Source organism: Mesorhizobium sp. M0016 (assembly GCF_040324035.1).
GTDB lineage: Bacteria > Pseudomonadota > Alphaproteobacteria > Rhizobiales > Rhizobiaceae > Mesorhizobium.
In genome coordinates this window covers 95292-114107 of sequence record NZ_JAMYVM010000017.1, presented here as the reverse complement: position 1 = coordinate 114107, position 18816 = coordinate 95292, and the positions used below count along the sequence as shown (strand labels likewise).

Annotated in this window: 18 protein-coding genes; 10 read left to right on the top strand and 8 right to left on the bottom strand. The window is 61.9% G+C overall.

Annotated elements, in window-relative coordinates:
* Positions 1-15 precede the first annotated feature (15 nt).
* Both NKJ88_RS22755 and serB read right to left on the bottom strand, forming a co-directional pair.
* Entirely contained in the window at positions 16-588 is a 573-nt protein-coding gene (locus tag NKJ88_RS22755) for a GNAT family N-acetyltransferase (protein ID WP_023744631.1), read from the bottom strand.
* Positions 585-1472, bottom strand: a complete 888-nt coding sequence (gene serB / locus NKJ88_RS22750) for a phosphoserine phosphatase SerB (RefSeq protein WP_352445574.1) — start codon at positions 1470-1472, stop codon at positions 585-587. The genes NKJ88_RS22755 and serB overlap by 4 nt, the downstream gene beginning before the upstream one ends.
* Here serB and miaA point away from each other — a divergent pair.
* Positions 1462-2445: a tRNA (adenosine(37)-N6)-dimethylallyltransferase MiaA gene (miaA, locus tag NKJ88_RS22745; RefSeq protein ID WP_023733841.1), complete on the top strand. Its 984-nt coding sequence runs from the start codon at positions 1462-1464 to the stop codon at positions 2443-2445. The two genes, serB and miaA, sit on opposite strands and share 11 nt — an antisense overlap.
* Before the next feature lie 131 nt (positions 2446-2576).
* On the top strand, positions 2577-3368 hold the full coding sequence (locus NKJ88_RS22740) for a GGDEF domain-containing protein (protein ID WP_023690907.1): 792 nt from the start codon (positions 2577-2579) through the stop codon (positions 3366-3368).
* A gap of 288 nt (positions 3369-3656) precedes the next feature.
* Here NKJ88_RS22740 and NKJ88_RS22735 read toward each other — a convergent pair whose 3' ends face one another.
* Positions 3657-5489 (bottom strand): ATP-binding protein, encoded by a 1833-nt coding sequence (locus NKJ88_RS22735; protein WP_023668338.1) that lies wholly within the window; start codon positions 5487-5489, stop codon positions 3657-3659.
* A 152-nt stretch (positions 5490-5641) separates the two neighbouring features.
* Between NKJ88_RS22735 and NKJ88_RS22730 the strand changes: the two genes are divergently transcribed.
* From NKJ88_RS22730 to NKJ88_RS22720, 3 genes are read left to right on the top strand one after another with little or no spacing between them, the layout of a single operon-like run.
* On the top strand, positions 5642-6208 hold the full coding sequence (locus NKJ88_RS22730) for a helix-turn-helix domain-containing protein (RefSeq protein WP_352445572.1): 567 nt from the start codon (positions 5642-5644) through the stop codon (positions 6206-6208).
* Positions 6209-6212: 4 nt separating this feature from the next.
* Positions 6213-6521 (top strand): hypothetical protein, encoded by a 309-nt coding sequence (locus NKJ88_RS22725; RefSeq protein WP_352445570.1) that lies wholly within the window; start codon positions 6213-6215, stop codon positions 6519-6521.
* Positions 6522-6536: 15 nt separating this feature from the next.
* Positions 6537-7058, top strand: coding sequence for a GNAT family N-acetyltransferase (locus NKJ88_RS22720; RefSeq protein WP_352445568.1), 522 nt, complete (start codon positions 6537-6539; stop codon positions 7056-7058).
* Here the strand turns inward: NKJ88_RS22720 and NKJ88_RS22715 are convergent.
* Entirely contained in the window at positions 7055-8857 is a 1803-nt protein-coding gene (locus NKJ88_RS22715; protein ID WP_352445567.1) for an NAD(P)-binding domain-containing protein, read from the bottom strand. The genes NKJ88_RS22720 and NKJ88_RS22715 overlap by 4 nt on opposite strands.
* A gap of 138 nt (positions 8858-8995) precedes the next feature.
* Positions 8996-9886: a LysR family transcriptional regulator gene (locus NKJ88_RS22710; protein WP_352445566.1), complete on the bottom strand. Its 891-nt coding sequence runs from the start codon at positions 9884-9886 to the stop codon at positions 8996-8998.
* A 121-nt stretch (positions 9887-10007) separates the two neighbouring features.
* On the opposite strand from NKJ88_RS22710, the gene tmpA reads away from it, so the two are divergent.
* From tmpA to NKJ88_RS22695, 3 genes are all read left to right on the top strand, one after another.
* Complete coding sequence (tmpA, locus tag NKJ88_RS22705; protein ID WP_352445564.1) at positions 10008-11159, top strand: 2-trimethylaminoethylphosphonate dioxygenase; 1152 nt, start codon at positions 10008-10010, stop codon at positions 11157-11159.
* Entirely contained in the window at positions 11156-11740 is a 585-nt protein-coding gene (tmpB, locus tag NKJ88_RS22700; protein WP_352445562.1) for a (R)-1-hydroxy-2-trimethylaminoethylphosphonate oxygenase, read from the top strand. The genes tmpA and tmpB overlap by 4 nt, the downstream gene beginning before the upstream one ends.
* Positions 11741-12074: 334 nt before the next feature.
* On the top strand, positions 12075-12560 hold the full coding sequence (locus NKJ88_RS22695) for a hypothetical protein (protein ID WP_352445561.1): 486 nt from the start codon (positions 12075-12077) through the stop codon (positions 12558-12560).
* 49 nt (positions 12561-12609) lie between these two features.
* Here NKJ88_RS22695 and NKJ88_RS22690 read toward each other — a convergent pair whose 3' ends face one another.
* The 3 genes from NKJ88_RS22690 to NKJ88_RS22680 all read right to left on the bottom strand — a co-directional run bounded on the left by NKJ88_RS22690 (position 12610) and on the right by NKJ88_RS22680 (position 15120).
* Positions 12610-13257 carry a LuxR C-terminal-related transcriptional regulator gene (locus tag NKJ88_RS22690; RefSeq protein WP_023682079.1) on the bottom strand — a complete coding sequence of 216 codons (648 nt, stop codon included), beginning with the start codon at positions 13255-13257 and terminating at the stop codon, positions 12610-12612.
* A complete protein-coding gene (locus NKJ88_RS22685) occupies positions 13254-14645 on the bottom strand; it encodes a sensor histidine kinase (protein ID WP_023690914.1) in 1392 nt (463 codons plus the stop codon). Before NKJ88_RS22685 ends, NKJ88_RS22690 begins: the two co-directional genes overlap by 4 nt.
* Positions 14646-14808: 163 nt before the next feature.
* Complete coding sequence (locus tag NKJ88_RS22680; protein WP_352445560.1) at positions 14809-15120, bottom strand: DUF1236 domain-containing protein; 312 nt, start codon at positions 15118-15120, stop codon at positions 14809-14811.
* Between the two features lie 565 nt (positions 15121-15685).
* Here NKJ88_RS22680 and NKJ88_RS22675 point away from each other — a divergent pair.
* Together NKJ88_RS22675 and NKJ88_RS22670 are read left to right on the top strand one after the other, a co-directional pair.
* On the top strand, positions 15686-16648 hold the full coding sequence (locus tag NKJ88_RS22675; RefSeq protein WP_023668350.1) for a DUF1236 domain-containing protein: 963 nt from the start codon (positions 15686-15688) through the stop codon (positions 16646-16648).
* A gap of 331 nt (positions 16649-16979) precedes the next feature.
* On the top strand, positions 16980-18776 hold the full coding sequence (locus NKJ88_RS22670; RefSeq protein ID WP_023668351.1) for an acetolactate synthase 3 large subunit: 1797 nt from the start codon (positions 16980-16982) through the stop codon (positions 18774-18776).
* The last annotated feature ends 40 nt before the right edge of the window (positions 18777-18816 follow it).

Sequence of the window (18816 nt, the reverse complement as noted above, 5' to 3'; positions counted from 1 at the left end):
TCAGGGAAAGGGCGGCTAGCGAGCCGCCCTTTTTCGTGCCTGCCAGTCCGTGCGCGACAGTTTGTAGAGGACATGCCGCTTGAGGTGCGGGTGGCTGTCAGGGATGGATGGGTGGTCGAAATCGCGAGCCGGGTCAGGGCTCATGCCAAGACGCTCCATCACGGCCGTCGAGCGGCGGTTGGCCGCGACGGCGAAGGAGACGATCTCGTCGCGGTCAAGCGTTTCGAAGCCAAAGGCGAGCCAGGCTTCGGAGGCCTCCGTGACATAGCCCTTGCGCCAGAATTCCGGCGCCAACCGCCAGCCGATCTCGATCGTATCGGAAGGCAGGGACGGCACGTGATCGGTCTTTAAGAGACCGACGAAGCCGATGCATTCCCCAGTCGCGGCGATCTCGGCGGCGGCAAAACCAAAGCCGTCCTCGGCGATCCAGCCCCGAAACTCGTCCATCTTGGCATCCGTCTCGGCGCGGTCGCGGCGGAACGGAAAGAATTCCATCACCCGCTCGTCCGAATTGATGCGGTGGAAGAGTTCGCGATCGCGGTCTTCCCAGTTGCGCAGGATGAGGCGCTCGGTGCGCATCGGTTTCATTGGGCGAACTCTTCCTGGCGGTAGCCCTGGAGATAAAGCAGCGCGGTGAGATCGCCATGGTCGATGCGGACCTTGGCTTCGGCAGCAACGGCCGGCTTGGCGTGGAGTGCGACACCGGTGCCGGCCAGGCGGATCATGTCGAGGTCGTTGGCGCCGTCGCCGACCGCAATCGCATCGAATGGCGTCAGGCCGAGGCGGGCCGAGATATCGTTCAGCGCATCGGCCTTGGCGGCGCGGCCGAGGATCGGCTCGGCGACCAGGCCGGCAAAGCGCCCGTTCTCCTCGATCAGGCGGTTGGCACGGTTTTCCTCGAAGCCGAGCATGGCGGCGACACGGCTGGTGAAGACGTCGAAGCCGCCGGAGACAAGCGCCGTCCAGGCGCCATTGGCGCGCATCGTCTGCACCAGAGCGCGGCCGCCCGACGCCAGCGTCAGGCGGTTCGCGATGATGCGGTCGACGACGGCGGCATCGAGGCCTTTCAGCAGCGCCACGCGTTCACGCAGCGCCGGCTCGAAAGCGATCTCGCCGTTCATCGAGCGTGCCGTGATGGCGGCAACGCGGTCCTTGACGCCGATCTCGTCGGCGAGTTCGTCGATGCATTCCTGGTCGATCATGGTTGAATCCATATCGGCAAGCAGGATTGTCTTGCGGCGGCTTTTGGCCTGCTGAACGATCACGTCGACCGGCTCTGAACCAAGTGCTGTGCGCAAGGCCGCACTTGCCTCAGCGGCTTCTGCCCCCTCGGGCAACACCAGATCGCAGGCGACGCCTTCGCCCAGCCAGCGAACAGCGCTTGCACCGACCGACCGTGAGGCGATATTCGCAAGCGAGGCCGACATCGCGCGGCGGAGGGGGTGGGACACAAGCGTGGCAATGAGCGGCATCGAGACTTCCAAGCAGCTAGGCGAGGGCGGGCAGGCGGGCGAGGGCCGCGTGAAGAACGCGATCCTGATAGCCGGGCCGACAGCCAGCGGCAAGTCGGCGCTGGCGCTCGATCTCGCCGAGCGCAAGGGCGGCGTCATCGTCAACACCGATTCCATGCAGGGCTATTCGGTGCTCGATGTGCTGACGGCGCGGCCGAGCGCCGCCGAACTCGGCCGCGCGCCGCACTTTCTCTATGGCCATGTGCATCCCTCCACCGCCTATTCCACCGGCGCCTGGCTGCGCGACGTGATGAAGCTGATCGATGACGGCACGCTCGCCCGACAGCCCGACGACGCCGCCTTTGAACGTCCGGTGATTTTCGTCGGCGGCACCGGGCTCTATTTTCGCGCACTTGCCGAGGGCATTTCGGAAATGCCCGACATTCCGCAGCAGGTACGCGACCGCTGGCGCTACGAGTTAAAGGAGCAAGGCGCAGCCAAGCTGCACCGCATCCTGATGCATGAGGATTCGGCGGTCGCCATGCAGCTGAAGCCGACCGACGGCCAGCGCATCGTGCGGGCGCTGGAGGTGCTCGATGCATCCGGCCGCTCCATCCTCGAATGGCAGGCAGCGCGCGGCCGGCCGCTGATCGACCGCGACAGCGCTCGGTTCTTCGTTATCGAGCCGGACCGCGCCGCCCTTGTCGAGCGGATCGAAACAAGGTTCGACCGCATGCTCGATCTCGGCGCGCTCGATGAGGTCAAACGGCTTGCGGCGCTTGGCCTCGATCCCGAGCTGCCGGCGATGAAGGCGATCGGCGTTCGCGAACTTTCGGCCGCCATGGCCGGTGACATCAGCTTTCCTCAGGCCATCGAGCGCTGCAAGGCAGCGACGCGGCAATATGCCAAACGGCAAACGACGTGGTTTCGCCATCAGCTGGGACCGGAATGGCTGCGATTGCAGCCCGGCGACGGCCTGCAAGCCGTGATTTGATTTTCGTGCTGCTAATACAATTAAAGAAACAGAAGTAGGAATGAACATTCCCGCTCCGGTTGTCTGGATTAACCGTCCGTAAGGCGCCGGCATGCCATAGATCCGGGGGGTACTTTTCCAACGGGGAGCAGATGCGTTTCCACAAGGCGGAATCCGCATTTTTCGTCTTTATTTTCGTGATCCTGGCCGCAGGCCTGGTGACGCTTTATGCCTATGGTCAATTGCAGTCCATCGCGGTCGGTCACGATACGACTTCCCGGGTCGAGCGGATCGCTTATCTCAACACGCTGCTGTTTGTCACCGGGGTGCTGCTGGCGACAGCGCTGTTCTTCGGCGTGTTCTTCATCTACCCGTTGATCCGTAGGCAGGCGACGGAAGAGGGCAAGCTGCGCGCCATGACGGTTTCGCTCAGCGCCCGCTCGGAAACGCTGCAGCATGCGGCATTGACCGACGGCCTTACCGGCATGCAGAACCGGCGCTATTTCGACGATGCGCTGAAGGAATATCTCGAGGAATTCCGCCGCATCGAAAAGCCCGTCGGGCTGATGATCCTCGACCTCGATCATTTCAAGCAGGTCAACGACACGCATGGCCACGATGTCGGCGACGAGGTGCTGAGGGCAGTCGCCAATTGCCTCAAAGGCATGACGCGCTATCACGACGTGGTGGCGCGGCTCGGCGGCGAAGAGTTCGCCGTTGTCACCCCCAACATGGACGCGGAGTTGTTGGGGAAGTTCGCCGAACGCATCCGCAAGGCGATTGCCAACATGTCGGTGCTGTCGGGCAATGTCCGCCTCAAGATCACCACCAGTGTCGGTCTTGCCGTCTGGGATCGGAAGGAAACGGCCGAGGAATTCTACCGCCGCGCCGACCGCCAGCTCTACGAGGCGAAGAGGCAAGGCCGCAACCGCGTCTGCGCCTAAAATCCCGGCATTAAATCCGTGAGGCTGGCCGTTTGATGCCGTCTTCTGCGCTTCCGGCCTTCGCCGGCCGAAGCACTCATGAGGTGGTGGCGGCAGCTATGGCTACGGCCGGCGTAGGCCGGTGCTCACGGACTCAATGTCCGCTCCGCTCCGGTTCTCGAAGTCGACACCAACCGACTCAGCCTGACGAATTTTCTGGCGTGATTTACCCAAGCGGGCCAACGAAGCCGAGCCCTGGCGCTCCGGCGGCTTCTCAATTGGCCGGCAAAAAAGTCGCTACGCTGAAGGTCAATCGTTCTGCGGGCGCATGCCGAAGGTTGTGGGCTTGAGGCCGTAGCGCAGGTCGAAATCGTCGTCGGGCTGGACGCGCTGTGCGGTGGCCGGCTTGCGGTAATCGGGATCGCCGGCCTGGCGGCCGGAGTCCACGACCTCGGCGAAGGCCATCTGCTGCTGCGGTTTCGGGACGTTGCGCAGCCGCTCGACGATGGCGGCGAGATCGACGTCGTTGCCGTCCTGCGAGAACTCGTCCTGCTCTCGCTTGGCGGTGCCGGGGATCAGGTTCTCCGCCAGTTTCTCGAACTTCAGCCGCATGGTCGTCGCCACGCCTTCACCGAAGGCGATGGCTTCGCGCTGGCCCATGGAGGACAGGAAGGCCAGCGTCGAGGCGGAGGAATCGGCGATCGCCGAGCGGATGATCGCCTGGTCCTGCTCATTGGCCAGCCGCATGGCGAAGAAGGTCGAGCATTGCGACAGGATGGTCGGATCGAGTTCACCCGGGCGCTGGGTGACGACGCCGAGATAGCAGCCATATTTGCGGCCTTCCTTGGCGATGCGCGACAGTGCATGCCTTGTCGGGGCGAAGCCTAGGCGCGGATCGGCCGGCATATAGCGGTGCGCTTCCTCGCACAGCAACAGCAGCTTCAGCCGGCCCTCGCTCCACAGCGCAAGGTCGAAGGCCAGGCGCGCCAGCACCGAACAGACGGAGTTGACCACTTCGGACGGCATGCCGGCCATCTCGAAACAGGTCACCGGGCGGCCATGATGCGGCACACGGAAAATATTGCCGATCGTCTCGTGGATCGTGTCCTCGATCAGTCGCGAATTGAACATGAAGCGATAGCGCGGGTCGGACGCGGCGGACTCGATGCGCGTCTTCAGCGATTTCAGCGTCGGGCGGTCGTTCTTGCTTTCCAGGAGGCCCATGCGCTCGTCGATCTGCTTGATGAGATCGACCATGCGGTAGGGCACCGGCGTGTCGGCGGTCAGCGCATCGCTGCCGCGGCGCACGTAAGAGCCTGAATTGGGATTGCGATAGAGGTTCTTGGCGGCGGGGATCAGGTCGCGCAGGACATCGACTTCTTCCGGCACGACCTCTCGGCCGCGAAACAGCACTTCGGCGAATTCTTCGAGCCTGAACATCCAGAACGGCAGGTCAAGCGTCTTGGAATCGACCCGGACGCAGAACTCAGGCAGGGATGCCGCGAATTCATTGTGCGGATCGAGAATGAGGATTCGCAGATCGGGCCGGGCGGCGATCGATTTGCGCAGCAGCAGCGAGATGGCGGTGGATTTGCCGACGCCGGTTGTGCCGACAACGGCAAAATGGCGCGCCAGCGTGTCGTCGATGGCGATGTTGGCGTCGATCGACTCATCCTGCGACAGCGTGCCGATGGTGATGGAATGACGCCCGGCGAGGTCGTAGACCGCCTGCAGGTCACGGGTACGGATGCGGTGCGCTATGGCGCCGATATGAGGATAGGTGGTGATGCCGCGGTCGAACACCGGTTTGGCGCCGGGCTCCGCGCCGTCGCGCACTTCGCCGATTAGTTCGACGCTGACCTCGATGGGATTTTGTCCCTCATTGCTCCAGGCGCGATCCGACTTGCCGATTTCGTAGACCAGACCAACGGTGCGCGATGTCCCGAGATTGATGGAGATCATCTTGCCGACGGTCCACAGGCCGGTGACCGCGCCTTCGATGTCGTCGGCATAGGCGCTGATGGTGGCGCGCGCACCGTCGCACTGCACGACGTTGCCGAGAATGCGCTTGTCGCTCTGCTCTGCGCGGCGGCGCTCCTGCGAGGTCGGTTCGCCGACGGAGGCTTCGCGCTCGACAAACATACGATCCGATCCCCATTCTCGTGGAGCGTCGATCCTACACAGACGGGGTTAAGGTGGCGTGATGCGGGATGGTGTAGCAGGGGTTAACCCGTCAGCGAAAATTCAACCGGCCGGCCTCTTTTCCGAATCCAAATATTCGATATATTGGACGAATGACTGATATAGCGAATGACATGTCGGCCACGATAGGCAGACGAATCCACGCCGAAAGAGCCTTGCGGGACTGGTCGTTGGCCGACCTGGCGAACCGCTCCGGCGTCTCCAAAGCCATGCTCAGCACTATCGAGCGCGGCATGACCAGCCCGACGGCCGCGCTGCTGGTGCGCATCGCCGCTGCTTTCGGCATGACGCTGTCGACGCTGATAGCACGCGCCGAGCAGCAAGGTGGCGGCCTGCTGCGCGAGAGTGAGCAGCCGGTTTGGCGCGACCCCGGTACGGGCTATGTCCGTCGGCATCTGTCGCCGGTTTCCGACACGCCGCTCGAATTGATCCGGGTGCAACTGCCGGCTGGCGCCAGTGTGAGTTTCCCGGCGGCGTCCTATGCCTTCATCAAGCAGCAGATGTGGCTGATCTCCGGGCGACTTGAGTTCACCGAGGGTGATATGGCGCATAGTCTCGAGCCCGGCGACTGCCTGGCGCTCGGCGCGCCGTCGGACTGCACGTTCCATGCCGTCGGACCGCAGCCGGCCGACTATCTGGTTGCGCTGGTCAGGGGCTGAAATCGTGGCAAGACGTCCCAAGCGCTCCGACAATGGCGGACCGCCGCTCGATGATTACAAGGGCCCGCCATGGGGCAAGGGCGATCCCTACATCTTCCTGGCCTGGCAGGCAGCGCATGCCAAGGCGTGGAAGGCGCCAAGCCGTGACGTGATGCTGATGCGCATGGAAAAGGCCGAGCGGCTTGGCCTGACCTATGAGGAATACACGCTCGAAATCCTCGAACGCGGGCTGCATCTGCAGCCGAAAGACACAGATCGCATCGCCGCGATCAAGGCGAGACGAAAGCCGCGCCGCGTCGCGCGTCTGGATTAGCAAGGGAAAGTGCAGGTGAGTCCCATCGAAATCAGGTCGCTGACTGCGGAAACACGCGACAGGCTGGCCGACCTCCTGATCGAGACGGTCGCGGGCGGCGGCTCCGTCAGCTTCATGCATCCCTTATCCAGGCAAGCGGCGGAAACCTTCTGGAGCAACTCGTTGATGGCAGCAGAGAGAGGCGAAAGAGCGGTGCTGGGCGCTTGGTATGGCGACGCGTTGGTCGGCACCGTGACCGTGCTGCTCGACTTTCCTGATAATCAGCCGCACCGGGCCGAGATCGCCAAGCTGATGACCCGCGTCGAACACCGCGGCAAGGGCATAGCGAGCCGGCTGATGCGGGCGGCCGAAACGCTCGCCGTCGAGAAAGGCCGCACGCTTCTGGTGCTGGACACCGCAACCGAGGAGGGCGCTTCCGGCCTTTACGAAAAACTCGGCTTCACGCTCACTGGCGAAATACCGGACTTTGCCCTGAAACCGCATGGCGGGCTGACGGGCACGCTCATCTACTGGAAGCGCATCGGCGGCGCTGCCTAAGCCTTGTGGTGAACCTCTTGCAGCGCGTAGACCGGCGTCGCGATGCCTTCCATGCGCGCCTTCAGCTGCAGCGCCAGGAACTGGGAGTAATGGCGCGACTGGTGCAAATTGCCGCCATGGAACCACAGCGCCTCCTGCTGCGTCGGCTTCCACATGTTGCGCAGCTCGCCTTCCCAGGGGCCTGGGTCCTTGGTGGTGTTGGAGCCGAGGCCCCAGCATTTGCCGACCTTGTCGGCGACCTCCCGTGAGATCAAATCGGCCGCCCAGCCATTCATCGAACCGTAGCCGGTGGCGTAGACGATGAGATCGGCCGGCAGTTCCGATCCGTCGGAGAGCAGAACGGAGTGCTCCTTGATCTCCTTCACGTCGACACCGCTTTTCAGCTTGATCGACCCGTCGATGATCAGGTCGGAGGCGCCGACATCGATGTAATAGCCCGAGCCGCGCCGCAGATATTTCATGAACAGGCCGGAGCCGTCATCGCCCCAGTCAAGCATGAAGCCGGCCTTTTCCAGGCCCTTGTAGAATTTGTCGTCCCGCTTCTTCATCTCGGCATAGGCCGGGATCTGGAATTCGTGCAGGATCTTGTAGGGCAGGGAGGCGAAGACGAGGTCGGCCTTGGCGGTGGTCATGCCGCTCGCGACCGCCTTTTCCGAATAGAGCGAGCCCAGGCCGATCTCCATCAGCGTGTCCGACTTGACGATATGCGTGGTCGAGCGCTGCACCATGGTGACGTCGGCGCCGGCCTCCCAAAGGGCTGCTGCAATGTCGTGGGCGGAGTTGTTCGAGCCGATGACGACAGCTTGTCTGCCGACATAGGCATCGGGTCCCGGATGCTTCGAGGAGTGATGCTGGTCGCCCTTGAATGTGTCCATGCCCTTGAAGTTCGGCATGTTGGCCTTGCCGGATTGCCCCGTGGCCAGCACCAGTTGTTTCGGCTTCAGCGTGATGTCCTTGCCGTCGCGGCGCACCACCACCGTCCATTCCTTCTTGCTGTCGTCATAGACAGCGCTCATGGCCTCGGTCGACGACCAGTAGTTCAGCTCCATTACCTTGGCGTACATTTCCAGCCAGTCGCCGATCTTGTCCTTGGGCGCGAAGACCGGCCAGTTCCTGGGAAAGTCGATATAGGGCAGATGGTCGTACCAGACCGGATCGTGCAGGCAGAGCGATTTGTAGCGCTTGCGCCAGCTGTCGCCGGCCCGTTCGTTCTTCTCGACGATGATGGTCGGCACGCCGAGCTGCCGCAGCCGCGCGCCGAGCGCGATGCCGCCCTGGCCGCCGCCAATGATGAGCGTATAGGGCTGCGTCTTGAAGCCGAGTTCGGCGGCCTCCTTCTCGCGCTCCTCCTTCCAGGTCGGGCGGTTCTTGCCATGGCCGTGCTTGGCGCCGAGCGGGCGGTCGAAGCCGGCCGGCTCCTCATGGCCCTTGAGCTCGACCATGGTGGTGAGCAGCGTCCAGATCTTGCCGTCCTTCAGCCGGATGTGGCCGAAGCCGCGCGCCACGGACGTTTCGAAACTGATCCAGCCGTCGAGCATGCCATCGTTTTCAGTGGCGTCCTCGCCCTTGGCGATCTCCCAGTTCGATGGGTTGGTTTTCGCCACCTGGCTCACCAGCATGTCGCGCACCTGGTCGCGGCCTTCCATGGTCTTGATGTTCCAGGTGAAGCTGACGAGATCGCGCCAAAAACAATCCTCCTGAAAGCAGGCGACCGCCTTGTCGATGTCGCCGGCGGCGAGTGCCGCGCCGAAGCGATCGAGCAGGTCGGAAAGCTTCTTGTTGGGGGCCTTGTCGAGCATTGAATTTCCTCCGCGATTTTTCCTGGCCGCCTTTAGCGAGCGGAACCCTGCCGAAGCTTGACGTCCGGCCTGGCGCAGTATCGCGACAAATTATGCGCCGCGTCACGTCGTCCAATAGTTTGCCGCGTATTCAGGGGCTTATCGGGAAATCGGGACGCCGAAGACCGTTGCGAACCAGCGGCGGACCGCTTCTTCGGCCGGGCTCAGATGCGCGCCCGAAGGTGCGGTCAGATAGTGGCCGGCACCGCTCGACAGCGTAAAGCCGGACAGGGTGACGAGAGATCCTTCGCGCAGTGCCGCGTCGGCCAACGGTCGCGATCCCAGCACCATGCCGGCGCCGTGCTTCGCCGCCTCCAGTGCGGTAACGAAACTGTCGAATTTGTGCGTGGGCCCGAGCGCCGGCTTCATCCGGGCGACGGCGAACCACTCGCCCCACATTTCCCGCGCGCCGACCACTGTAAGTCTCGGCAATCCTGTCCAATCCTTGGCCTTTGCGATATTTGGCGACACCATCGGCGTCAAGGTTTCGCGGGTGAGGCGGTCGGCCTGCCGTCCGGCAAAGGAGCCGGAGCCAATGCCGAATCGGATGTCGAGACCCACAAAGCGCTCGCCGTAATCGGCCGGTGTGTGGATGGTCTCGATCTGCAGCTGGACGAAGGGCAGGTCCTTGGCCATTTGCGGCAGCTTTGGCGCGATCATCAGCACGGCAAACGAGATCGGCGAGCGTATCGTCACGCTCTGGACGGTCTTGGGTTCGAACAGCTCGCGCGTGCTGTTGGCGATCACGGCAAAGGCCGATTGCAGATGCGGCAGGTAGGCGGCACCCTCCGGCGTCAATTCGACGCCGCGCGCCAGGCGGATGAACAGCGGCTGCTTCAACCGCTCTTCGAGAGAACGGATGTGCTGGCTGACCGCAGCCTGGGTCAGGCCAAGCTCGGCCGCGGCGGCGGTGAAATTCGACAGCCGCGCGGCGGCCTCGAAACTCCGCAGCCAGTCAAGCGGGGGCAAGGGCAAGGTTGTTTCAGTCATAAACCGTTTAGGGCCTCTGGCTGCAAAATGATAATTTGAGTTATACCTTCGACATCATCACGATGCAACCGGAAACCCTGCGGAGTTGGCTGCGGGGCGCTGCGGACAGGAACGGATCCCCATGCTTAGCCAGGTGCTGATCGGCGACGAAGGAAGAACGATCGACCTCGGGTGGAAGGACGGCGCGCGCACTCGCTTTCACGCAGTGTGGTTGCGCGACAATGCGCTCGACGACAAGACGCGTAGCGCCGGCAACGGCCAGCGGCTGATCACCATTCTCGACATTCCCGTGCAGACATGGATCGGCGCAGCCGCGATCAAGGGCGATGCGCTTGAAGTCAGTTTCGAACCGGAGGGAAAGACGGTGCGCTTTCCTGCGGCATGGCTGAGCGCTAATGCCTATGACCGCGATGCCGCCCGACAGCCCGGCTGGACAGGCGAGGGCACCGTGCGATGGACCAGGGCCTCTATGCAGAATTCGGTGCCGCGCGCCGGCTATCTCGCTGCCAGCCGGGACCGCGCCGTCTTGCGGCAATGGCTGTCGGCGGTGAAGACCTACGGCTTCGCGGTGATGGACGATTTGCCGCCCGAATCCGGGGCGCTGTGCAAAGTGTCCGATCTGTTCGGCTATATCAGGGAGACCAATTACGGCCGATGGTTCGAGGTGCGCGCCGAGGTCAATCCAACCAATCTGGCCTACACCAATCTTGGCCTGCAGGCGCATACCGACAATCCCTATCGCGATCCGGTGCCGACCTTGCAGATCCTGTCCTGCATCGAAAACACCGTGGAGGGCGGCGAATCCAGCGTCGTCGATGGTTTTACCGTGGCGGCCGCGCTGCAGGCCGAAAACCCCGAAGGCTTCCGGCTGTTGAGTTCATACCCGGCGCGTTTCGAATATGCGGGGTCGTCGGGCGTGCGATTGCAGGCCAAGCGGCCGATGATCGAGCTCGGGCCGGATGGCGAACTCATCGCCATCCGCTTCAACAACCGCTCGATGGCGCCGACCGTCGATGTGCCGTTCGCGGAGATGGAGGCCTACTACGCCGCCTATCGCCGGTTTGCCGAACTGATCGAGGATCCTTCCTTCGAAGTCACCTTCAGGCTCGAGGCGGGCGAGGCCTTCATCGTCGACAACACCCGCGTCATGCATGCCCGCAAGGCGTTCTCCGGCACCGGCAAGCGCTGGCTGCAGGGCTGCTACGCCGACAAGGATGGCCTTTTGTCGACGCTGTCGGCGATCGAACACGAGTTCAAGGAAGCCGCGGAATGAGCAGTCAGGATTTGAACGCGGGCAACATCGTCGAATTCATCGCCGATATTTTCGAACGCCGAGGGGCGGAATCCTATCTCGGCGAACCCGTCACCATGTCGGAGCACATGTTGCAGGGCGCCTGGTTCGCCGAAAAGGACGGCGCGCCCGATGTGCTGGTGGCGGCAGCACTGCTGCACGATATCGGCCACTACACCAGCGAGTTCGGCACCTATTCGCCCGACGATGTCGAGGACAAGCATCATGACGAAGCCGGCGGCGAGGTGCTGGCGCCGTTCTTTCCACCGGTGATCGTCGAATGCGTCAGGCTGCATGTGGCGGCCAAGCGCTACCTCTGCGCTACCGACCCGACCTATTTCGGCAGGCTGTCGCAGGCCTCGGTCCACACGCTGTCGCTGCAAGGCGGGCCGATGAATGCCGAAGAGGTGGCCGAGTTCCGCAAGAACCCGTTCCACGAGGAAGCGGTTCGGGTTCGCATCTGGGACGAGGCCGGCAAGATCGCCAATATGAAAACCCGGGCATTTCGCGACTACATGCCGCTGCTGCAACGGGTTGTCCGCGACTTCGCCAATCGCGCCTGATCGTAATCCGGGGAAGGACGGCATGTGCTACCGCTTCGACGGCGACCATGCGCTAACCCTATGCCGGAGACCTGCCGCGAGCGTCTACGTGCCGCAGGCGCTCGCGCCTCGCTGCCGATCCCTACCGGTGACGAGCCTTGTCACCGCGGATTTTATTGCGACATCCGTCGGCGCGGCCAAGATCAGTAGGTCAGACTTCGGTGTATATTTGACTCAGACGAAGGTCTGAGAATCGAGCTGAAAGCACGAAAGGAGAGTTTCCTCAGCGTTTGTAAGCCGCAATTTTGGGCTGTTCATTCTTGAATACCGTGACACGTCATGATGTGATGGTGGCATGAATGGAGAAAGGCAGCCCCTGTTTTCATCCGTGCGTCGCTGGGCGTACTTTAGCTTGCGCGTAGTGGCGGCGGTTGCGGTGACGATGCCGGTGCTTGGTCTGCGGTTGAGCCATGTCGACGGCTACAAGATCGAATTCGCCGCTGCCAGCGCCAAGAGCGGAAACAATGGCAATGGTAACGGTGGTGGCAACGGTAGTGGTAACGGTAATGGCTCAGGCGGCAACGCCGGGAATGGCAACGCCAACGGAAAGGGAAAAAATGGTGCCGGCGACAACGCCCCCGGTAGCCAAGCTCCCAGTAGCCAAGTCAATGCCGCTGGCGACACGGTGACGGTACAGGGCGCCAAAATCCAGGTCGTGCATCGCGATGGATTCAGCGAAAGCATCGAGGCCGGCCGCTTCACTATGAAGGATCCGCTTGGAAGGACAATTGTCGAACGCGCCGTAAGGGCCTCCGACATTGCTCGTCTGAAAGGGCTGTAACTGTTGGTTCGCCAACCAGCATCCGACCTTCAGACAAGCCCCGATCTCCCTATACAAGACCCGTTTTGGGCGCATGCATAAGAATGGCTGCTTCGGTGCGGTTTCGCACCTTTAGCTTTTGAAATATCCGAGTCATGTGGTGTTTTACCGTTTTCTCCTGCAGGTTGAGACGTTTGGCGACTTCTTTATTGCTCAGTCCTTCGCCTACCAAGGAGATTATCCCAAGCTCGCGTCCCGAGAGATTGGCAACGAGATCGGTTGTGCGCTTTTCCGGCCGGATCAGTTCATTCAAAAGCTGCGCTGACAGGGTCGGCGAAACATATTTTTTTCCTGCGGCTATATAAGTCAGCACCTCGGCCAGCGATGCCGCCCCAATCCCTTTCAGCACATATCCGCGTACGCCCAGCCTGAGCGCCGTTGCCAGATCGGCGTTCGCCTCCGAGACGGTGAGCATGACGATCTTGCAGTCAGGCTGAGTTGCAAGAATATTTTCCGCTGCCGCTAAGCCCCCTCCCGGCAAACTGATGTCGAGCAGCAATATGTCGGGATTTGCCAAGGCCGCAAGCTGTTCGGCATCCGCCGCGGTTTCGCCCGCACCAACGACTTCGAAGCCGCCGATTTCGGCGAGGCTGCGAGCCACACCCTCGCGAAACAGCGGATGATCATCAACAATGGCAATCCTTATGGGAGCGGTCATTTCTGGTCCTCGATGTTGAGCGTTATGGTCAGCCGGGTCCCCCTGGGGCTCGAAAAGGTCTCGAAGTGACCTCCGATACTTTCGATACGTTCCCTCATACCGGCGAGTCCAAGCCCTTCACACGATCCCGACTGGAATCCAGGGCCGTGATCAAGCACTTGAATGAGGAGCTTGCCCTGCGTCACTCGCGCCTTGACAGCCTGCCCCTTGCCCAGACCGTGTCGCCAGGCATTGTTCAGCCCCTCCTGCGCGAAGCGAAAGATGCTTATCTTCTCGGACGTCCCCAGGTCGGGCAGGCGAGATGGCAGTGAAAGCGATACGGAGGAGGCCGTCCGGCGTTCATGTTCGGCAACCGCAAGCCGCAATATCTCCGCGACTGTCGAAGCTTCGATCTGTGGCAGTACGAGGCCGGTGCAGATGGCGCGGATCTCCCGCATCGCCTCATCCAACGTATGATGGATATCGGCGATCTCGGTCTTGCGGTGGCTTGGGGATGCGGCGGGATCGAGCAGCAGAGGGCTGTCCATGCGCAGCGCAGCCAGTGCGACGAGCTGAGCTGGACCGTCATGCAAATCAGACCCGATGCGACGCAAGTAACGTTCGTTGATTGCCGTTGCGCGGCGCGACGCCTGCTGGACGCGCTCCCGCAAAGCGGAATTCTGCTCCAAAAGCAACTGAAGTTCCGCCACTTGTGTCTCAAGCGCTGAACGCTGCGTTTCGATAGTGCTGCTGCCGCGAAGCACGATTCCCGAGAGCATCGCCAAGGCGACCGCCGTCGCGCCAGCCACGAGCAGCCAGCTCGACCATAGTGCCGAGTTTAAAGTGCCCTGAAGATCGTCGGCTATCTCGTAGAACTCGGAAACGGCCACAACATCGCCCGACCACGGCTCTCGAACCGGATTGTAGATCTCGAGCAGCGAGGCGGTGGGGCTCTTCCGTTCCTTCCTTTCATTTTCGTCCAGATCATTGAATTGCGCCACCACGTTTCCGCCGAAGGCATGCAGCAAGTTTGCATTTGGCTCGAAAGTCTGGCCGATAAGAGCCGCGTCTTTGGCGTACAGGACCTTGCCGTCACGCCGCCAAAGCACGAAGGACGCCAGTTTTTTGCCGAGCGCACCCTGGTCCAGGGTTTCATCGAGTGCCCGTTTAACGGTGTCGCTGAGCTGCTGGCTTTTGCGCATATCCGGCAGGATTGGCGCGATGACACTGTCGACGTAAAGCGCGGTCGTGCTTGCAGAGTTGCGGATCACTCCATCTCGTATTTGCGAGGTGACCCATAGGCCGACGACCAGCATCAGCGACAATAGCCCAATGCTTCCGACTATGATGAACTGCCAAGCCAACGATAGCCTGTTCCAGTTTTGATAGAGACTATCAATGTAGCGCACGTCTCAACCGACCCCGCGAGCTTTGGCCGTGCCAAAATCCTAAGCCATCCTACAACTAGAACGGTCGATGGTGCGAGCAAGCGCTAGGTTGAATTGCCGGGGAAACCGCAATTTCAGGGCATGATCCCACCGCCACCCGCGGGGAACGGCGGTGGGATCAGCGTTACTGTATGATCTTGACGATCTTCCGCGTGCCGGGGTCGACCAGCACGGTTCGCCCGTCGACCACAACGTAGCGATACTTGACGCTCGGCACTTCATGCAGTTCCACCGTGTCGGGAATGGCGGTCCCCACGTTCAATTCGACACCTGGAATCTTCACCGACGCAAGGGGCTGCTTTTTCACGTATTCGCGCACAACCGTTTCCTGCTCCGGCGCGATGATGACGTCTTGAGCAGCAACTACGCCCGCGCTCGCGAGCAGCAAGAATCCGGCAATTGCGGTCGACTGGTACATGGTCGTCATGACCTTCATGCGAGCAACGCTCATGCATCTTGCGCGAGCTCGATTCCGATACGTGGTGTTGGTGAGGTTGATGCACACCGCAAGCCGAACGGGCTTTTCGCGGCTGCGTTCCCGCGTGGGGCTTCGGTCCGGGCGTCATCGGGCCAATGGACGATAGGGGGAGGGACCAAAGTCTGGTGCCAGGCTGTAGAGGTCCTAGAGCCTCCTCAGGGCGGAACACAGGGTTCTCGGCATCGTTGAGATCAGCACTTGTGGGAGGCGTTAATGGACAACAGCGTCCATCAGGCACGATGGTTGCTCTTGCCTGTTTTCGGGGTAGCCATCCTGGTCATGACGACGGGAGTACTTCTAAGCTTGTGAGGCTGGTGTCATCGCTATGGGATCGCAAGCTCAGGAAAAAACAAAATGTTGCGTTGCATTAATTGTTTGATGCAATTTGTAGGTGATTGTTGCAAAATTACTGCCAACATTCATTGGTCTTCTTAGAAGCCCGATTTTATTCACAAAATGTGGAACAAAGTATTTTTGGCAGAGTTGGCTAGGCTGAGGGACCGACTCTTTAAGGAGAAAGCAGATGAAACATGTGTTGATCACGAGCATGATTGCGCTTGGCGTCGGGTGCGGCGCCGCGATCGCCCAGACCCAGGCCGTGCAGCCGAGCGGTGGCGACAACTGCGCCGCCGGCGCGGCCGATTGCCAGAAGGGCGGCAAGGCCGGAGAACAGGCGCAAGGCAAGATGAAGTCACAGACCGATCAGAATGCACAGGGCCAGGCTGGCGCCACGACCGATCAGCAGGCTCAGGGCAAAGCCAAGCTCAAGACGGATGAACAGGCACAGGGCAAGGCCGGGACCAGTACCGAGCAGAATGCTCAGGGTCAGGCCGGCGCCACGACCGATCAGCAGGCTCAGGGCAAGGCCAAGCTCAAGACGGATGAACAGGCCCAGGGCAAGGCCGGGACCAGCACCGAGCAGAACGCTCAGGGCCAGACCGGCACCAGCACCGAGAAGCAGGCTCAGGGCAAGGCCAAGCTCAAGACGGATGAACAGGCCCAAGGCAAGGCCGGGACCAGCACCGAGCAGAACGCTCAGGGCCAGACCGGCACCAGCACCGAGAAGCAGGCTCAGGGCAAAGCCGGGACCAGCACCGAGCAGAACGCTCAGGGCCAGACCGGCACCAGCACGGACCAGCAGGCCCAGGGCAAGGCCGGGACCACCACCGAGCAGAACGCTCAGGGCAACACAAACGTTCAGACCGACCAGGGCAATACGGCCTCGATCAACAACGTGACCGTCGAGCAGAAGACGCAGGTCACGCAGATCATCCACGAGACCAGGGTTGAGCCGGTGAAGAACGTCGACTTCGACATTTCGGTCGGCATCGAGGTGCCGCGGCACAAAGTGCGCCTGCACCGTCTGCCGGCGCGCATTGTCAAGATCGTCCCGGCCTACGAATCCTATGAGTACTTCGTGCTGGCCGACGGGCGCATCGTCATCGTCGACCCGGATACGTACAAGATCGTGCTGATCCTGACGTGACACGGCAGTGACTCTTGTTCCCGGCGCGGTGCGATTGAGGGGTATCGTATGCGCCGCGGTGGCCCGCCGACCAGAGGCGGCGGGCCACTTGCTTTGTCTTTCGCATCGCGCGTTTTTCCCGTTGACACCTTGCCTTTCACCCTCGTAGTGTCCGCCACGATGAAAAAGGCACTCATTCTCGTAGGAAAGCGCGTGGGCAAGGCGGTGTAACCGCCGGGCGAAAACCTCCCATGCGCAACACACAGGCTCCCATCGGGGGCCTTTTTTATTGCCCGAAACACGACTAAACGACCAGCAATCGCCTCATGGCTAGAAGTACGGGACCAGACCGATGAGCAACGGACAGAACGAACGGCGCGAAATGCCAAACAGGGAAATGACTGGCGCCGAAATGGTGGTGCAGGCGCTGAAGGACAATGGCGTCAAGCATGTCTTCGGTTATCCCGGCGGCGCGGTGCTTCCGATCTATGACGAAATCTTCCAGCAGGACGAGGTCGAGCACATCCTCGTCCGCCACGAGCAAGGCGCAGGGCATGCGGCCGAAGGCTATGCCCGCTCGACCGGCAAGGCCGGCGTCATGCTGGTGACCTCCGGCCCGGGCGCCACCAATGCGGTGACGCCGCTGCAGGATGCGCTGATGGATTCGATCCCGCTGGTCTGCCTGACCGGGCAGGTGCCGACTTCGCTGATCGGCTCCGACGCGTTCCAGGAGTGCGACACGGTCGGCATCACGCGCCCCTGCACCAAGCACAACTGGCTGGTGAAGGACGTCAACGAATTGGCCGCCACCATCCATGAGGCCTTCCATGTCGCGACGACCGGCCGCCCCGGCCCGGTGGTGGTCGACATTCCGAAGGATGTGCAGTTCGCCAAAGGCATCTATGTGCCGCCGCAGGCGGCGCCGCGCACCAGCTACCAGCCGAAGGTCCAGGGCGACCTGGAAAAGATCAAGGCCGCCGTCGAACTGATGGCCAGCGCCAAGAAGCCGATCATCTATTCGGGCGGCGGCGTCATCAACTCCGGTCCGGAGGCCAGCCATCTTCTGCGCGAACTGGTCGACCTCACCGGCTTCCCGATCACCTCGACGCTGATGGGCCTCGGCGCGTATCCGGCATCGGGCAAGAACTGGATGGGCATGCTGGGCATGCACGGCACTTATGAAGCCAATATGGCGATGCATGATTGCGACGTGATGATCTGCATCGGCGCGCGCTTCGACGACCGCATCACCGGACGGCTGACCGCCTTCTCGCCCAACTCGAAGAAGATCCACATCGACATCGATCCATCGTCGATCAACAAGAACGTGCACACGGAAGTGCCCATCATCGGCGATGTCGGCCGGGTGCTGGAGGACATGGTGCGGCTGTGGCGGGCGAGCGCCAAGGCCGACAAGAAGGCGCTCCATCCCTGGTGGGAGCAGATCGCCAAATGGCGCGCGCGTGACTCGCTCGCGTTCAAGATGAACCACGATGTGATCATGCCGCAATATGCCATCCAGCGGCTCTACGAACTGACCAAGGACATGGACACCTACATCACCACCGAGGTCGGCCAGCACCAGATGTGGGCGGCGCAGCACTATCATTTCGAGAAGCCGAACCGCTGGATGACGTCGGGCGGGTTGGGCACGATGGGATACGGCCTGCCGGCGGCGCTCGGCGTGCAGATCGCGCACCCGGATGCGCTGGTCATCGACATCGCAGGCGATGCCTCGGTGCAGATGACCATGCAGGAGATGAGCGCGGCGGTGCAGCACAATGCGCCGATCAAGATCTTCATCCTCAACAACCAGTATATGGGCATGGTGCGCCAGTGGCAGCAATTGCTGCACGGCAACCGTCTGTCGCATTCCTACACCGAAGCGATGCCCGACTTCGTCAAGCTGGCCGACGCATATGGCGGTCATGGCATTCGCTGCGAGAAACCGGACGAGCTGGACGATGCGATCAAGGAGATGATCGCGGTGAAGAAGCCGGTGCTGTTCGATTGCCGGGTGGCGACGCTCGCCAACTGCTTCCCGATGATCCCGTCGGGCAAGGCGCATAATGAAATGCTCCTGCCCGACGAGGCGACCGACGAAGCCGTGGCCAACGCCATCGACGCCAAGGGCAGGGAACTGGTCTAGGTCCAAGCCGGGGCAGGGCTGTCGCGAGAAGCCGTGCGCA

What these genes read in the sequence shown, in the direction of transcription:
- NKJ88_RS22690 (WP_023682079.1), bottom strand. Translation starts at nt 13,257, where the DNA reads ATGACCGCTCCCATAAGGATTGCCATTGTTGATGATCATCCGCTGTTT.
- tmpB (WP_352445562.1), top strand. Translation starts at nt 11,156, where the DNA reads ATGAGCAGTCAGGATTTGAACGCGGGCAACATCGTCGAATTCATCGCC.
- tmpA (WP_352445564.1), top strand. Translation starts at nt 10,008, where the DNA reads ATGCTTAGCCAGGTGCTGATCGGCGACGAAGGAAGAACGATCGACCTC.
- NKJ88_RS22730 (WP_352445572.1), top strand. Translation starts at nt 5,642, where the DNA reads ATGACTGATATAGCGAATGACATGTCGGCCACGATAGGCAGACGAATC.
- serB (WP_352445574.1), bottom strand. Translation starts at nt 1,472, where the DNA reads ATGCCGCTCATTGCCACGCTTGTGTCCCACCCCCTCCGCCGCGCGATG.
- miaA (WP_023733841.1), top strand. Translation starts at nt 1,462, where the DNA reads ATGAGCGGCATCGAGACTTCCAAGCAGCTAGGCGAGGGCGGGCAGGCG.
- NKJ88_RS22670 (WP_023668351.1), top strand. Translation starts at nt 16,980, where the DNA reads ATGAGCAACGGACAGAACGAACGGCGCGAAATGCCAAACAGGGAAATG.
- NKJ88_RS22710 (WP_352445566.1), bottom strand. Translation starts at nt 9,886, where the DNA reads ATGACTGAAACAACCTTGCCCTTGCCCCCGCTTGACTGGCTGCGGAGT.
- NKJ88_RS22715 (WP_352445567.1), bottom strand. Translation starts at nt 8,857, where the DNA reads ATGCTCGACAAGGCCCCCAACAAGAAGCTTTCCGACCTGCTCGATCGC.
- NKJ88_RS22675 (WP_023668350.1), top strand. Translation starts at nt 15,686, where the DNA reads ATGAAACATGTGTTGATCACGAGCATGATTGCGCTTGGCGTCGGGTGC.
- NKJ88_RS22755 (WP_023744631.1), bottom strand. Translation starts at nt 588, where the DNA reads ATGAAACCGATGCGCACCGAGCGCCTCATCCTGCGCAACTGGGAAGAC.
- NKJ88_RS22740 (WP_023690907.1), top strand. Translation starts at nt 2,577, where the DNA reads ATGCGTTTCCACAAGGCGGAATCCGCATTTTTCGTCTTTATTTTCGTG.
- NKJ88_RS22695 (WP_352445561.1), top strand. Translation starts at nt 12,075, where the DNA reads ATGAATGGAGAAAGGCAGCCCCTGTTTTCATCCGTGCGTCGCTGGGCG.
- NKJ88_RS22735 (WP_023668338.1), bottom strand. Translation starts at nt 5,489, where the DNA reads ATGTTTGTCGAGCGCGAAGCCTCCGTCGGCGAACCGACCTCGCAGGAG.
- NKJ88_RS22680 (WP_352445560.1), bottom strand. Translation starts at nt 15,120, where the DNA reads ATGAAGGTCATGACGACCATGTACCAGTCGACCGCAATTGCCGGATTC.